The following is a 16,245-nucleotide window of genomic DNA, read 5'->3' as shown; positions in this document are numbered from 1 at the left end:
TTCCGCTACGAGAAGGAGGTCCTGTCCACCCGGCTGATGCCCGCGGGCACCACCGAGACCTCCTACGCCAGGGTCTTCCGCCACGACCTGCCCGCCCGCGGCGCCCGCTACGTCATGGTCTTCATGACCAACAACAAGACCAACCACCGCGACATCGGCTGGGGCTGGTCACCGAATGCCCGCGACTGGACCTTCTCCCAGACCCCGCTCATCCGCCACCAGGACGTCGGCGCCGTCAACATCGGCGGACCCCACCTGCTCTTCCGCAACAACAGCGCCTACGTCGTCTACAACACCGACATCGGCAGCGGCGGCAACATCCTCATCACCGAACTCGGCCGCGACTTCACCCAGCGCCGCCACCTCGGCGTCTTCCACGACTCCCTCACCGGCGCACCCGACAACGGCCGCTCCGCCGCACCCTCGTTCGGCACCTACCAAGGCCACGAATACATGATCTACGAAGCAGGAGACCGGCTCGCGGGCAACATCGCCATCGCACGAGCGCTCTGACGCCGGTCGGCACCACCGGCCACTCCTTTGTGGAACGGCTGATGTCGACGGGCGGTCGTGCTCATCCGGCGAGTCGGTGACCCGCGGACGGGGGAGCGGAGTGGAGCTCCCTGGACGCGGTCTCGGCGGCGTGGTGGACGCGGCGCGCGACGGCGTCCGGGCTGAGGCGCTGCACGGGCCCGAACACGGAGATCGCGCCGACGAGGGTCGGGCCGGGTCCCCACACCGGGGCTGCGACACCGGTGAAGCCGGGAAGCCACTCGCTGCGGTCGAAGGCGACGCCGTGCTTGCGCACACCGGTCAGCGCGGACTGCAGCACCCCCGCGGAGGTGATGGAAGCGGGGGTGAGCGCCTCCAGCCCGTGGGCGCACAGCACGGGGAGCAGACCGGGGTCGCCGGCCAGGAGGATCTTCCCCGGTGCGGTGCAGTGCAGGGGGAGGGGACCGCGCAGCCGCGTCGCGAGCTCGCTCGACTGCCTGCCGTGCAGGCGTTCGACGACGCGCGCCGTGGTGCCGCACAGGACGGAGAGCTGGACGGCCTCGCGAGTGGACTCGTAGAGGTCCGCGAGCACCGGCAGCAGCCGTTCCCTGGTGTGGTCGGAGATCTCCAGCGGAACGGCGGTCGACAACTCGGTGATCTTGGTGGTGAGGAGGAACCGGTTGTCGATCATCTCGACGAGTCCCTCCGCGCGCAGGAAACCGACCATGCGGTGAACTGTGGACTTCGGGAGGTCCGAGTAGCGGGTGAGCTCGGTGAGCGACGCCGCGCCGTCGCACGCACCGAAGGCCTGGAGCACGGACAACACCTTCGTGGCCGCAGTGCGTCGCGAAGGGTCTCGCGGTGCCGGCACGGTCGCGGGGGCTTCCAAGGCGGTGTTCTGGCTGGTGATCACGGTTAATCTTCTTTCGCCTGTGGGTTCCACCACACCGTATTGAGGGCGTCGCGTCGTGTAGCTACGGAGTTCCACAAACCCGTACGCGAAAGAGTGAATGTTGCGAATACTCGGTGTTACTGCCCGGTTGATGTCCGAAAAGTTCCATCGGTTGGCACGGCCGTTTGACCGGGTGGATCGGACGTGAATAGATTCGTTTGGGGCCAATTCTGGTCTTGCCGGACCGAGGGACCACCGTGGAGCTGGGGGAAGAGCGGTGGCCGGTGTGGACAGGAAGACCGATCGCCGAGTCGCGGTTGCTCCGCGACACCCGAGGAGCTGGTAATGGCCGTTCTCACGGAACCCTCCCCGATGTCGTCCGCCGAGCTCGCCGCTGCACTGATCCGCACCGGTTTCTTCGACACCTACTTCGTCTACGAGCACGGCGACGTGTGGACGGTCACCTGGGGCGTGCGCGTGGAGATCGTCGTGAACGCGACCCGTGTGCGGGTTCGGCGTGACTCGGTGGAGGAGTCGTGGCCGGTCGTCGGCGGGCCCGTGCGCGCGGCACGTGCGGCGCTGGAGCGGTTGTCGTTGCGCGAGTGGACGGTGTGCGGCTGGATCGCGTTCGAGGCCGTGCACGTTTTGAACGACCGCTCGGACCTCGCCGGGGACTCGGAGGTCGTGCACCTCGTGGTGCCCGAGGTGGAGGTGCGCATCGAGGACGGGAGGGCGAGCGTGGTGCGGGGCGGCGACGCGCGGCTCGGCGCACTGCTCGAACACCTGCGCACCGCACCGGTCGAGGACGCGCCGGCACCGGGGCGCGCGACCGTGCCGGTGGACCTGGACGCGGGCAGCGGCCGGTACCGCGACGCGGTGCTGGCGGCGGTGGAGGAGATCCGTTCGACCGGGCTGCGCAAGGTGACCCTGTCCCGCAGCGTGCCCGTGGACGAGCCCGTCGACTTCGTGGAGACGTACCTGGCCGGGCGCGCGGCCACCGCACCGGAGCGGTCGTTCCTGTTGTCGATCGGCGGCTTGACGACGACGGGCTTCTGCGCGCAGACGGTGCTGGAGGCCGGGTCGGACGGGAAGGTCGCCACGCGGCCGCGGCTGGAGTCCCGTGTGGACGAGCTGGTGCCGGACCCGGACGAGGCGCACGACCACGCGATCGCCGTCGAGTGCGCGTTCGCCGGGTTGACCGAGGTGTGCGAGCCGGGCTCGGTGGTGGTGGACGAGCCGGCGTCGCGACTGTGCGGCCGGCTGACCGAGGGCAAGACCTCCTGGGACGCCTTGGAGTTGCTGTTCCCCGGCGTCACGATCTCGGGTGCGCCGAGGAAAGCGGCCTGTGAGTTCACCTCCCGGGCGGAGGCCGCGCCGCGGGGCGTCTACTCGGGTGCCGTGCTGTTCGCGTCGGACAACGGGTTCCTGGACGCGGGCCTGGTCCTGCGCGCGGTGTACGAGCGGAAGGGACGGCGGTGGCTGCGCGCGGGCGCCGGGATCGTGGCGTCCTCGCGGCCGGAGCGGGAGATCGAGGAGACCTGCGCGAAGCTGCGCAGCATCTCGGCGCACCTCGTGGCGGGCCCCGCGTGAGGGAAGCCGTTCCCTACCTGCTGCTGCCGGTCGAGTGGAACATCGCCGCCAGCTGCGTGCGCCGCTGGATGCCGAGCTTGCGGTAGACGTGGGTGAGGTGGAACTCGACGGCCCGCCGCGACACGGACAACTTCCTGGCGACCTCGTCGTTCGAGGAGCCCGTGGCGACCAGGCTCGCCACGCGGTGCTCCTGCGGCGTCAAAGGAGAGCCCGCGGAAACGGAAACAGGAGCGGCCGGCCCGGCGCCGGACCGTCCCACCGCCTCCGCCGGCAGTTCGGCGAGCTTGGTGAGCAACGGCAGCGAACCGCACCGCTCCGCGGCCACCTTCGCCTGGGCCAGCTCCTCCCTGGCGAGCTTCTGCTGCCCGTGACGCCACCTCGTCGTCCCGAGCTCCACCAGGACCGTCGCGCGCAGCAGCAACGCCTGCGTGTTGCGCAGGACGTGTTCGGCCTCCATGAGCCACGGCAGTGCCGCCGCGCCACCGGTCGCCATGCCGACGGTGAGCATCGCGCGGGCCAGACTCGGTGCGGAGGCCCACTTCTTGGCCAGTTCGAGCTCTTCGAGGGCCAGCTGCACCGCCTCCAGCGACTGACCGAGGTGGAGGTGCGCAACGGCCGCGTACGAGCGCCACGGCAGCACAGCGGGGCCGGGAGCACCCCACGACTTCAGCCTCCGCCCGCACTCCAGGTGGTCCGTGAGCGCGCCGGCGTCGTCCCCCAGCCGCATGCGGAGGTGACCGCGTCCCTGCAGGAGGCTGGTGTGGTGCCAGCTGTTCGGCAGCGGGCTGGTGAGGCCGATGGGCTCGACCAGCTCCCGTGCCGCCTCGACGTCACCGAGGTGCAGCAGCGCGGACAGGAGCGCGTCCATCGGCCAGATGCGGCCGGGGTGGCGCTGGTGCAGGTTCATCCGGTGCGCCTTGGCCAGTGCGAGCCGGGCGTCCACTACCGCCTGGGCCAGAGCCCCGCGGTGGAAGTGCACCCGCGACCGCAGCGTGTGGCCCAGCACGAAGACCAGGTCCAGCTTCTGGCGGTGGGCTTCCAGGATCGCCTCGCTGGAGTACCGCAGGGCCAGGTCGAGCTCGTTGGTCCTGATCAGCGAGTTGATGGCGGCCATCATCCGCTGCGGGTCATGCATGATCGACACCGCGCCCGCGGACAACGCGGTCAGCGCGGCCTCGCGGGACGTCGTCAGGTCTTCGCCCCGGTTGCTCAGGTCCTCCGCCACCAGTGCGGCCAGCCCGCGGCCACGGGCGTCACGGCGCCGCCAGTCGACCGCGACGCGGTCCGGAGTGGCGTCGGGCTCCTCGGACTGCTCGGACTGCTCGGTTGGCAGGGTGACGCGGAGCGCGAGGCGCAGCTGAGCGGAGAACTCCGGTGCGGAGGCGCACATCCTGGCGATGGACTCGCTCAACGCCGCGCGCGCGTCCTCGTAGCGCCCGTCGAGGCAGAGCGTCCTGGACAGCAGCGAGGTGACGTCGAGGAGGAGCTCGGGTTCCTCGATGTCCTCCAACGCCTGCTTGAGGTGCGTGGCCGCCTGGTAGGGGTCGAAGAACGACTCGGCGTGGCCGAGCTTCACGAGCAGCTTCGTCCTGAGCTCGGCCGGCACGTGCTCCTGCAGTGCCCTGGTGAGGAAGCTCGCGGCGGTGGTCGCGTCACCGTCGTGCAGCAACTGGTCCGCTGCCCGGTGGAGCGCGTCGGCGGCCCACCGGCCGAGCTTCGCGGAGGTGCACTGGACGTGCCGCGCGACGAGCGCCGCTCGTGCACCGGACGCGTGCAGGCTCGCGGCGGCCCGTGCGTGGAGGTCGTCCCTGACCGCGCGCGTGATCGAGCTCGTGATCGCGTCCGTGAACACGGAGTGGGTGAACGCCGGCTTGGCGGCGCCGGTCAGCAGCCCCATCCGCGTCAACCGGTCGGCGCCGTCGGTGGCTTCCGGCACCGTCATCCCGGCGACCTCGGCCGCGAGCCCGAGGTCCGGGGGTTCCACGACCGCGATCGTCCTGGCCAGCCGGAGCAGTGGTTCGGGCTCGCCGTGCAGCCGTGCGAGCACCGACTCGCCCAGCTCCTCCACCCCGTACGAGGACGGGATCTCCTGCACGGAGAACTCCCCGGTCGTCTCCAGCAGGGAGTGGAGGAGCAGCGGGTTCCCGCCCGTGGCCGCGTGCAGGGCTGTGACGGCCTCAGGTTCTGGCCGGCTGCCGAGCACCGGTTCGGCGAACGTCGACACCTCGTCCGCGGTGAGACCGCCGATCCGCACGCGGGTGGCGTAGATCTGCATCTCCGCGATCTGGAGCGGGTCCGCGGGGTAGATCCCGGTCGTGCAGCTGAGCAGCACGGCGAGCGGCAGCTTGGTCGCCCGCCGCATGAGGTAGTTGAGCCACTGCAACGACGAGGCGTCGGCCCACTGCAGGTCGTCGACGACGAAGCAGACCGGTCCGCGGTCGGCGAGGCCGCTCACGAGCCGGTAGAGCTCGTGGTACGTCTGGTGGGTCGCCGGCTCGTCGAGCCCCGCCGCGGTGCGGTTGCCGGCTTCCGGCTGACCGTCCACACCGAGGATCGACTCCAGGACGCCGGCCTCCGGCCCCGCGGTGAGGTTCTCGAACAGCTGCCGGACGACGGAGAACGACATGAAACCGTCCAGAGTGGACGTCGCGGCACCGGCCACCTGGAACCCGCGCGCCCTGGCGGCGTCCGCCACCTCGCCCAGCAGCGTCGTCTTGCCGACGCCGGTGGTGCCCTCCACCAGCACCACCGCCGGCCTGTTCGTCTCCGCCGCGGTGAGCGCGCTGAGCAACCGGCCGAGTTCCTTGCCCCGGTGGACCGACCGGGGCGCGTCAGAGGAAGTCCTGTGCGGTTCGTTGCGCTGCTGAGCCATCTGCGGAGCTCCGTCGTGAGTCGGTCCGGTTGGTGAGCACCAGCGACGCCGCGGCCTGGCTCAGGCCTGCTGCGCCGCCCTGTCGCGCCGGGTGAACCCCTCGGCCATGACCGCGTGCAAATTCGAATTGGACGGGAGTTTGCGGCAGGGGCCAGTCGCCGTCAACCCGCTGGTGACCCTGCTCAGCGCGTGGTCGAGCCGCTGCCCGTGCGAGTGCGCGACCAGGCCGCCGTCCATCCCGCCCGGCTCGGCCCGCGGGGTGGATGCGGGTGCCACCGGCCACAGCAGGCCCTCGGGTTCCTTGAGCACGTTGCCTCCGGCTGCCTCGACGTCCACCAGCGCTTCGAGGCGAACAGTACGACAGCCGCGCCAGTCGCCGTCGCGTCCACATCGGCGGCGAACAGGCCGTGGTCACCGGGCTCCGGCGGTGCGCGTGCGGTGCCGGAACGCTTGTGCGCGAGGTGTCGTCGGGCGTGTCCACACCATCCGGTCGCGCGGTGGTTCAGCGCAGCCGGTGAGCCCGCGCGGGTGGAATGGCCGGAAGTGTGCGTTTGACTGCGCATCAAGGCCGTGACCAGCGACGACGTTGCTCGGCAAACCGGGGGAGCCCGGACTCCACAGCGGACCGGTCGCCATGCCCCCTGGCGGTCTCCGCGGTGACGGCCGTCGGCACCGCGGGAGCGGTGCCGGGCGCGCCGGGGCACCGCGTGCGGAAGGCGAGTTCGCCGCGCGACTTCGGCACGGCGGGCAGGAGTGCGCCCGATTGCGCACTGCCCGCCTGGCCCCCGGGGTCTGCCTCCGCGATCACGTCCCGGGCACCCCAAACGAGACGTGACCCGGAGAGTCACGTCTCGAAACGCCACAATCCCGGTGGGTCCGCGCGGGGCGGACCCACCGGGACCGGATCAGCGGCCGCTGTGGGCCGCGGCGCGCACGTCTTCCAGGTCCACCGCCCCGTTGGCGTAGGCGGTGCGCATCAGCTCCTCCATGTCGGCCAGGACCGGCTGCCTGGGGTTGGCCGGAGCACACTGGTCGTCGAACGCGTTGAGGGCCTGCTGCGGCAGCGAGCTCAGGAACGCCGCCTCGGGCACCCCCGCCTCCGCGAACGAGGCGGGCAGCCCGACGGCCGAGCGCAGCCGTTCGATCGCGGCGGCGTAGGAGCGCACTCCCTCCTCCGGCGTGGCCGCGGGCAGTCCCAGGGTGCGGGCGATGTGCTGGAAGCGTTGCGGTGCCTGGTAGTTCTCGTACTTGGGCCAGCCGGTGAGCTTCGCGGGGGGCTGGCCGTTGTAGCGGATCACGTGCGGCAGCAACAGCGCGTTGGTCCGGCCGTGCGCCAGGCCGAAGGTCGCGCCGAGCGTGTGCGACATGGCGTGGACGATGCCCAGGAACGCGCTGCCGAAGGCCATGCCGGCGATGGTGGCCGCGTTGTGCATGGCCTCCTGTGCCTTCTCCGCTCCGAGCAGCACGGAGTCCTCGAGGTTCTCGAAGATCAGCTTGATCGCCTGCAGGCACAGCCCGTCGGTGAAGTCGTTGCTGTAGACGGAGACGTACGCCTCGGTCGCGTGGGTGAGCGCGTCGAACCCGGAGTCCGCCGCGAGCCCGGCGGGCAGCGAGCGCACGAGCACCGGGTCGACGATGGCCACGCTCGGGGTCAGCGCGTAGTCGGCCAGCGGGTACTTGCGGCCCGTCTCCCGGTCGGTGACCACCGCGAACGGGGTGACCTCCGAACCGCTGCCCGACGTCGTCGGCACGCACACGAGCTTGGCGCGCTCCGGTTCGGGGAAGCGGTAGAGGCGCTTGCGGATGTCGGCGAACCGGCCCCTCGCCTCGGCGAAGTCGACCTCGGGGTGCTCGTACCACAGCCACATGAGCTTCCCGGCGTCCAAAGAGGACCCGCCACCGATGGCCACGATGGTGTCCGGCTGGAACTCGCGCATCATCTCCGCACCGCGCTGCACGGTCTGCAGCGACGGTTCCGGCTCGACGAAGTCGATCAGCTGGACGGCCACGGGCTCGGAGCGGCCGGCCAGCACGGACCGCACCTTGTCCGCGTAGCCGAGCTTGGCCACCGTGCGACCGGTCACGATGCTCACCCGGTGCACCCCGGTCATCTCGCCGAGGTAGCGGATCGAGTTCGGCTCGAAGTAGATCTTCGGCGGCACCTTGAACCACTGGATGTTGTTGTTGCGGCGGGCGATGCGGCGGATGTTGAGCAGGTTCGCCGCGGTCACGTTGCCGGAGACCGAGTTGCCGCCGTAGCTGCCGCAGCCGAGGGTCATCGACGGCAGGAACGCGTTGTAGAGGTCACCGATGCCGCCCTGTGCCGCCGGTGAGTTCCACACCACCCGCACGGCCTTGACGCCCTTGCCGAACCGCTCAGCCAGCCGTTCGTCGGCGGTGTGCACGACCGCCGTGTGGCCCCTGCCGTGGAACTCGACGACCTCAGCGGCCCGCCGGATGCCCTCCTCGGCCCCTGCCACGCGCAGCAGCGCGACCACCGGGCACGGCTTCTCCCTGGTCAGCGGTTCGTCCGGGCCGATGTCACCGACCTCGGCGAGCAGGAGCGTGGTGTGCTCGGGGACGCTGAACCCGGCGCGGCCGGCGATCCAGTGCGCCGAACGGCCGGAGGCGGCCGGGTTGACGGACACCTTGCCTTCCCTGCGCGCGTCCGGGCCGAACAGGAAGTCCTCCAGCGCGCGCTTCTCCTGCGCGGTCAGCACGTGCGCGAGCCGGGTCCGCAGGCTGTCCACAGCCTGGTCCCACACCCCGGTGTCGATCAGCAGCGTCTGCTCGGCTGCGCACGTCATGCCGTTGTCGAAGCTCTTCGACAGGACGACGTCGTGCGCGGCGCGGGCCAGGTCGGCGTCGGCGGCGATGAACGCGGGCACGTTGCCCGCTCCCACGCCGATCGCCGGCTTGCCGGCCGAGTGCGCGGCGCGCACGACGTCGTTGCCGCCGGTGGCCAGCACGAGCGAGACGCCGTCGTGGTTCATCAGCGCCTGCGTGACCGCACGCCTGGGCGTCTCCACCCACTGCACGCAGTGCGCGGGCGCACCGGCCGCGACGGCGGCGTCGCGCACGATGCGGGCCGCCTCGGCACCGCAGCGGGGCGCCAGGTGGTGGAAGGCGAAGATGATCGGGTTCCTGGTCTTGAGCGCGATCAGGGCCTTGAACACGACGGTCGAGGTCGGGTTCGTGACGGGCGTGATCGCACACACCACACCGACGGGTTCGGCGATCTCCACCAGGCCGGTGAGCTCGTCGCGGCGGACCTCTCCCGCGGTGCGCATGCCGGTCATGCTGTTGGTGACGTGCTCCGCGGCGAAGAGGTTCTTCACCGCCTTGTCCTCGACGACGCCGCGCTCCGTCTCGGCGACCGCCAGCACGGCGAGGTCCAGGTGGCTCGCGGCGGCGGCACGCGCCGCCTTCGCCACGATGTGGTCGACCTGCTCCTGTCCGAGCGCGTGGAACGCCTCCAGCGCCTGCTGCGCACCGCGGACCAGGCCGTCCACGAGGGGCTCCACGTCCTCCGCCGGAGCGGCGGCGGACGACTGCGGCCGGTGGACGACCGGGCCGAGGGAGGCGGCGAGGTCGCCGACGGTGCGGTGCTCGTAGAACACCTCCAGCTCCAGGGCACCGAAGTGCGCCTGCAACGCGACCGCGGCCTCGACCAGGGCGAGCGACGAGGCACCGAGACCGGCCAGCGCGCTGTCCGCCGTCACCGCTCCCCGAGGCAGTGCGAGCACGTCGGTCAGCGCGTCGATCACGAGTGCAAGGGCGTCGTGCTGCTCGACACCCGCGACCTCGCCGGGTTCACGGGCGCCTGCCGGGTTCTCGGCCAGTGCGGCGAGCGTGCTCAGCCGCGGTCCCGCGTCGACCACCGCGACCGCGGTGGCCGCGGGGGCGTCGTCCGCCAGGACGGCCGACTCCGGGTCGAAGCGGACCCCGGCGGCCTGCTCCGCCGTCAGCAGGTAGTCGGTGCCCCCGGCCGCCGGTGCCCCGTCGGCGACGCCGTCGAGGAAGCGCCGGGCGGGCTCGTTCTTGGCCGTGGGCACGTAGGGCAGGCGGATCTTCACGGCCGTGCCCGAGCCGAGCGACGCCAGGACCTGGTGCTCCACGCCCCTGCCGAGCACCCGGCAGCTGAGCAGGAACGTGTCCACGACCAGCTCGTCGGTGTCCTGCCGGCTGATCACCGCGCCCACGACGCCGTGGTCGCCGAAGCGGTCGGTGGCGCGCACCACCTGGCAGCGCACGCCCGGTTCCGCCAGCAGGGCGCGCAGCTCGTTCTCCTGCCTGCGCACGGTGCTGAAGTTGAACTGGTTGGTGCGCTGGGTCATCTGCGCGACCCGGCGCAGGTCCGCCTCCGCCGCGGGCGTGATGTCCACGACCAGGTCGAGGCCCGCGATGAAGTCGGCGAAGGTCAGCGAGGACCGGCGCAGCTCACCGCGGTCCCGGTTGGCGTCGTAGGCGGCCGCGCGACCGCGGTCCTCCTCCGTCACCACCAGGCGGTCGAAGGCCCACACCCGGTCCAGGAACGGCTTGATCTCCTCCTCGTCGGCGGGCACGGTGAGCGCCAGCACGCCGGGGCACGCGGCACGGACCTGGGCGACCTCCACCGGGTTGTCGTCGAGGAAGACGAAGCTGTCGAGGCCGAGGTTCAGCTCCGCGGCCAGCCGCGCCAGGCCGACGGGCTTGGGGTCCCACCCGATCGCCCGCGCGGCGACGTGGTCGGACCGCAACGGGAACTCGGGGCGGGCGCGGAAGACCGCGTCCACGGTCTCCGGGTCGTTCTTGCTGGCGAGGGCGAGCAGCACCCCCTGCTCGCGCAGGGCGACGGCCCACTCCTGCACGTGGCGGTGACCGCCGGTGAGCCGGACCCCTTCCGGGCCGTCCTCGCCGGCCACGCCCGCCCACAGGGTGTTGTCGCAGTCGAGGACGAGCACCTTGAACGGCCGGGCGAGCAGGGCGTGCACCGAGCGGGCGATCCCCGTGGCCAGGGCGTCGTACCCCGCCGGCGTGTAGGCGAGGTGCGCCATGCGGTAGCGGGCCTCGTCGTGCACGTCACCGGGATCGGTGCCACCGTGCCAGTCCTCGGCGCCGAGCAGGTGTACCCCGGAGGTGTCGCCCAGGTCGGCGAAGAGCCGGTGCTGGCGCGGGTCCGCGCCGGTGACCGACGGGCTGGGGCAGACGCGGAGCAGCAGCGGGACGCGGGCCCGGGCGGCGAACGACCGCACGGCCTCCGCGAGCTCGCCCAGGGTGCGCTCGGTCTCCTCGGCCGGCCAGTCGTCGAAGCGCACCAGCACCACCGCGCATCCCGACCGCGCGGACCCGAGGGTGCTGGCGGGGTCGAGCAGCTCCTGGAACACCTGGCCGAACGGCGCGAGCACCGGGCGCAGGCCGAGACCGAGGTCGCGGCACCACGCGGTGAGGGGTGCCGCCAGCGGGTCGGTGGTGAAGGTCGCGGCGACGGCGAGCACGGCGCCGTCCGCCGCGAGGTCCGTCGTCGGCTCGGGTGAGGGTGCGGCGGCGTTCGCCGTCGGCGGCACACCAGGGGCCGCAGGTGCGCCTGCGGGTGCGAAGGACTCCAGCACCTCGACCCGGCCGGCGCTCACCTGACCGAGCCCGCCCACAGCGGCCGCGGCGACCGCTTCGACGGCGAGCCCGTCGACGACCCCGCGAACGGTCGGCGAGAACCCGGTGTCCATCCTCGGGGGCCGCAGGACCAGCCCGCCGAGACCGGGGTGCCCGCTGATCGTCGTGCGCAGCAGCTCTTCGCAGCGGAGCTTGGCGTCCACGTAGTGCTGCCAGGTCCGCGCGGCACCGGCGACCACGTCACTGGACACGAGCACGACCTGACCACCGGCCGCCGACAGCGGCTCGGCCAGAGCGGACAGCGGCGCGGACACCGCGGTGACGGCCGTGGCGACGTACTCGGCGGCGCGCTCGGCGGTGTCCGGTCCCGGCAACAGCGGCTGGAAGCTCGGGAACGCGTTGAGCACCACCAGGTCCAGCCTGCCCTCCCGGGCGAGCACGTGGTCGCGCAGCCGTGCGCACCCGGCGGGGTCGGCCGCGTCGGAACGCACCGCGTGCACGCGCTCGGCGGCCGTTCCCAGACCGGCCAGCAGCTCCGGCGGGAAACCGGGGTCCCGGCGGTGGGTGACGTACACGTGCGCACCGCGCAGGGCCAGTGCGGCGGCGAACGCGGCACCGAAGCCGCGGCTGCCACCGGTGACCACGGCGACCTTGCCCTCCAGCTCGACGTCCTGGCGGGCGAGGGCGGCGGCGAGGACGTGCGCGTCCGGTTCGGCCGGAACGGCCCTGGCGACGACGGCCAGCTCGACGCGCCCCAGACCGGGCAGGGCACCGCCGAACCGCACCATGTCACGGCGTTCGTCCACGGCCGTGACGTGGATCGAGCCGTCGCCGGTCGCGGCCGGGTCGAGCTCGACGGTCAGCGAGGAGATGAGCGACTGCCGGCCGGGGACCTCCATGCCCGCCAGGTAGCTCGCCCAGCCGAGCAGTCGCGCGACCTCTTCCCGCACACCGCTGCCGATGCGGTCGAGCAGGCTCGTGAAGTCACCGGGATCGCTGCGGTAGGACACCGGGATGCGCTGTCCCACCCGGAGCTCCGCCGGGACCCGGTCAGCGGCCTGCTGCCTGCGTTCTCCCGATCCCACGCGCACCGCGCCGACCCCGGCGCCGACCGTGCCGCCCAGTTCGACGTCCACGGTCGCGACCGGCTGCCCGCCGTCCGACACCTCCAGCCGCACACCCCCGTTCCCGGTGCGCGCCACGTCCAGGGAGTACGACTGCGCCGGGTAGACCGCGGCGTGGAAGCGCGCCCGGACCCGCCGCACCGCCGCAGCGTCCTGCGGGGGCAGGCCCGCCACCGCGTGGAGGACGGTGAGCGCGCCCTGCGCCACCTCCGCGCCGAACCCGCTCCTGGACGCGTAGTCCGCGTCCAGGTGCAACGGGTTGAGATCGCCGCTCGATCCAGCGAATCGGCCGAGATCATCAGGAAGGACATGCACTGCGAACACCGAGGACTCCGTTTCGACGCGCCCGTCATCGGGCAGAGCAGGGATTGAAGTCCAAGCTAATGACGTCGCGGCAATGCCAGAAGCCCGCGTTCCAACCGTTGGGTCGTCCGAGGAAATCGCCATTGCCGAATACCGGAATGCCGCGCACATTCACAGAATTGCGACACCGGGTGAATTCAGCTCCGCCCGGCGACGCCCAGCTGCTCCGCCGCCAGCGCGAGGAGCTGGTCGAGGTAGGCGTTCCCGGTGGGCTCCGTCAGCGGCCACCAGACGAAGGCGTCGTGCGTGCTGTCGACCCGCGGCCGGGCGTCGTGCTCGGCCAGGGCGAGGAAGGTGACGTTGACGGTGTGGGTGGGGGAGTCGCCGTGCGCAGAGGCCTCGAAGACGGTGGAGAACGTCCCCAGCACACCGCACAGGGTCACGCTCAGCCCTGACTCCTGCTCGGCCGTGCGCACCGCGGCCTCGGCGAGCTGCTCGCCCTTGCGCATGCGCCCGCCCTGCAACCACAGGGAACCCGCCTGGGGTTCCTGGCTGCGCCGGGTGAGCAGCGCCTCGCCGGCGCGGACGACGAGCGTGTCGACGCAGACGACGGGCATCCGTTCCAGGATCTCGCGGTAGAGCTCCTCGGGCACCCAGGCGTGGCCTCCGGTGCCGGGGCCGTCGCGCCAGTCGAGCACGGGTGCCGCGGGCAGTGCGTCCGACTGCACGGGGTTGAGCGGTCCAGGCATCGTCCTCCGCCTTCCGGTGATCGCGTTCGCGCTGGAAGGTATGGACCTGTTGCGCACCGGACCACCTCCCGTCCCGTTCGGTGGGACGAACTCCGCTCCGCCGGGCCTGGCCGGAATTCCGTCCCGAACACTGGAACGGGCTCTGGATGATCGATGCCGGCTGTCACACACTCCCTTCAGCCGACGGCCGGCTGCCGGGCGAGAACTCCCACCGGCAGCCGCGCGGAAATACCCGTCACCCGATCTCACGAATGGAATCTCCTCATGACCCAGCAGGAATTCTGGCGCGGTAAAAGAGTGCTGGTCACCGGTGGCTGCTCGTTCATCGGATCGCACCTGGTGGAGCACCTCGTCGGTGCCGGTGCCAGGGTGCGCGTCGCCGACGACCTCAGCTCGGGACGTCTGGAGAACCTCAGCGACGTTCCGGAGTCCGCCTGGGAGTTCGTGGAGGGCGACCTCTGCGACCCGCGGCTCGCCGCCGAGGTGATGCGCGGCATCGACGTCGTCTTCCACCTCGCCGCGATCCACGGCGGCAGAGGGTTCATCGAGCTGCACCAGGCCGCGTGCTCGCGCAACTTCGTCCTGGACGGCGTGGTCTCGCAGGCGGCGGTCGACGCGGGCGTGGAGAACTTCGTCTTCGCCTCCTCCGGCTGTGTCTACCCGGTCGACCTGCAGGCCGACGTGAACGAGGAGGTCCGGCTCTCGGAACCGCAGGTGGGGCCGCCGTTCCACGCGGACGGGATCTACGGCTGGGCCAAGCTGATGACCGAGCAGCGGCTCGCCGCGCTCCACGCCGAGCTCGGGTTCCCGTCGGTGTCGTGCCGCCTGTTCACGGTCTACGGCGAGCGCTGCCCGGAGAGCCACGCCCTGACCGCCATGGTGGGCCGGGCGTTCATCCAGCAGAAGCCCTTCGAGGTCTGGGGTGACGGGACGCAGATCCGCAACTGGACCTACGTCACGGACATCGTGCGCGGCCTGGTCCTCGCCGGGGAGCGCGTCCACGACGGCAGCGCGATCAACCTCGGCACCGAGGAGCCGATCCAGGTCAAGGAAGCCGCCAGGATGATCCTGGAGTTCACCGGCCAGGCCGACACGGAGATCAAGCCGCTGCCCGACAAGCCGACCGGCCCCTACAACCGGGTCGCGTCCGCCGCCATGGCGTTCGAGCGGCTCGGCTGGGCGCCCGAGGTGCCGTTCCACACCGGTCTCAAGCGGCTCACCGAGTGGTACTTCGAGTCGCGCCAGGCCGAGCGGATGACGACGGCCGAGTTCGCCGAGCGGCTGACCACGAGGTAGAGATGACCGACGCACCGCGGGTGACACCAGGACCGGAGATCACCACCGGGGAACACCGGCGCACGGCGTGGTCCAACTGGAGCGGGGCGGTCCGCGGCATCGCGGACCGCCTCCTCGCTCCGGACACCGCGGACCAGCTGCGCGACATCGTGCTCGACGACACCGCACGCGCACGCGGCATCAGCGTGGTGGGCTCCGGGCACTCCTACGCGAACCTCGTCGCACCGACCGGCCGGACGCTGGTCGACCTGCGCCACCACCGCGGTGTCGTCGCCGTCGACCCGGCGGCCATGACGGTCACGGTGAGGGCGGGCACGACGATGCGCGAGCTGAACCGGGAGCTCGCCGCGGCGGGCTTCGCGTTGCCGAACCAGAGCGCGATCGACGAGCAGACCGTCGCCGGCGTGGTGGCCACGGCCACGCACGGGAGCAGCCCCCGGCTCGGCACGCTCTCCAGCCACGTCGTGGCGGCGCGGATCCTCACCGCGGACGGCCGGGTGCGCACGATCACGCGGGACGACCCGGAGCTCGACGGCGTCCGCGTGCACCTGGGGTGCCTCGGCGTGGTCCTGGACCTCACCTTCACCGTCGTGCCCGGCCACCGGCTGCGCAAGGTGGTCCGGCGCAGGCCGCTGGCGGAGGTGCTGGCGAACCTCGACGAGTTCCGCGGAGTCCACTTCGGCGGCTTCTGGTGGTACCCGCACACCTCCCAGGCGATCGTCTGGGAGGCGGCGCCGACGGACGAGCCACCGACCCAGCCACCGGGACCGCCCGGTGCCCTGCTTTCGGCCCTGTGCAACAACTCCTGGTCGTCGCGGGTCGCGGGTGCCGCGCACTACGCGGCCGCTGTGGCCGCCGGCCGGGGCGGTGCGCAGGTCATGCGGTGCGACGACGCGCTCCTGCACCACCTGCCGCCACCCGTGCAGGGCACCGAGTACAGCGTCCCGTTCGACCGGGCGGCCGACGCCGTCCGCGCCCTGGCCGGGGAGGTGCGCCGAGGCAGGTTGCGCGTCTGCGCACCCGTGGACATCCGCTTCACCGCCGCGGACACCGCCTGGCTCAGCCCGAGCAGGCAGGCCACCACCTGCCACATCGGCGTGACGCACCCCGTGACAGCACGGGACCCCGAGGGGTGGGTCGCACCGCTGCGCGCCGTGGACTCGGTGCTGTGGGACTTCGACGGCCGCCCGCACTGGGCCAAGGTCCACTTCCGCACGGGCCGGGAGCTGGCCGCGCGCTACCCGGAGTGGGACCGGTTCCAGGAGCTGCGCAGGGCCTGGGACCCGGACGGCGTCTTCCTCGGAGGGCACCTCCGAGAGCTCTTCGAACGCTGAC

The 16,245-nt window shown here is 72.0% G+C and carries 8 protein-coding genes and 1 pseudogene; 4 read left to right on the top strand and 5 right to left on the bottom strand.

Annotated features, from left to right (window positions below):
• Positions 1 to 513: pseudogene (locus tag AB0A63_RS36885) on the top strand (hypothetical protein); the annotation flags it as partial.
• A 61-nt stretch (positions 514 to 574) separates the two neighbouring features.
• On the opposite strand, the gene AB0A63_RS36880 reads toward AB0A63_RS36885, so the two are convergent.
• Positions 575 to 1,318: an IclR family transcriptional regulator gene (locus tag AB0A63_RS36880; RefSeq protein WP_360400088.1), complete on the bottom strand. Its 744-nt coding sequence runs from the start codon at positions 1,316 to 1,318 to the stop codon at positions 575 to 577.
• A 411-nt stretch (positions 1,319 to 1,729) separates the two neighbouring features.
• On the opposite strand from AB0A63_RS36880, the gene AB0A63_RS36875 reads away from it, so the two are divergent.
• Positions 1,730 to 2,974, top strand: coding sequence for a chorismate-binding protein (locus AB0A63_RS36875; RefSeq protein ID WP_360400085.1), 1,245 nt, complete (start codon positions 1,730 to 1,732; stop codon positions 2,972 to 2,974).
• A 13-nt stretch (positions 2,975 to 2,987) separates the two neighbouring features.
• Here the strand turns inward: AB0A63_RS36875 and AB0A63_RS36870 are convergent, their stop codons facing one another.
• From AB0A63_RS36870 to AB0A63_RS36855, 4 genes are all read right to left on the bottom strand, one after another.
• Positions 2,988 to 5,846: an AAA family ATPase gene (locus AB0A63_RS36870; RefSeq protein WP_360400082.1), complete on the bottom strand. Its 2,859-nt coding sequence runs from the start codon at positions 5,844 to 5,846 to the stop codon at positions 2,988 to 2,990.
• A gap of 60 nt (positions 5,847 to 5,906) precedes the next feature.
• A complete protein-coding gene (locus tag AB0A63_RS36865) occupies positions 5,907 to 6,182 on the bottom strand; it encodes a hypothetical protein (RefSeq protein ID WP_360400079.1) in 276 nt (91 codons plus the stop codon).
• A 569-nt stretch (positions 6,183 to 6,751) separates the two neighbouring features.
• Positions 6,752 to 12,886 carry a bifunctional acetaldehyde-CoA/alcohol dehydrogenase gene (gene adhE / locus AB0A63_RS36860; protein ID WP_360400076.1) on the bottom strand — a complete coding sequence of 2,045 codons (6,135 nt, stop codon included), beginning with the start codon at positions 12,884 to 12,886 and terminating at the stop codon, positions 6,752 to 6,754.
• Between the two features lie 176 nt (positions 12,887 to 13,062).
• On the bottom strand, positions 13,063 to 13,614 hold the full coding sequence (locus tag AB0A63_RS36855) for an NUDIX domain-containing protein (RefSeq protein WP_360400073.1): 552 nt from the start codon (positions 13,612 to 13,614) through the stop codon (positions 13,063 to 13,065).
• 264 nt (positions 13,615 to 13,878) lie between these two features.
• Between AB0A63_RS36855 and AB0A63_RS36850 the strand changes: the two genes are divergently transcribed.
• Entirely contained in the window at positions 13,879 to 14,910 is a 1,032-nt protein-coding gene (locus AB0A63_RS36850) for an NAD-dependent epimerase/dehydratase family protein (RefSeq protein WP_360400070.1), read from the top strand.
• Positions 14,911 to 14,912: 2 nt separating this feature from the next.
• Positions 14,913 to 16,244, top strand: a complete 1,332-nt coding sequence (locus AB0A63_RS36845; protein WP_360400067.1) for a D-arabinono-1,4-lactone oxidase — start codon at positions 14,913 to 14,915, stop codon at positions 16,242 to 16,244.
• Position 16,245: the final 1 nt, after the last annotated feature.

The sequence above is a fragment of the Lentzea sp. NPDC042327 genome (assembly GCF_040647275.1).
Classification (GTDB): Bacteria; Actinomycetota; Actinomycetes; order Mycobacteriales; family Pseudonocardiaceae; genus Lentzea.
The sequence above is the reverse complement of the archived record's forward strand: the minus strand, read 5'-3'. Positions and strand labels throughout refer to the sequence as shown.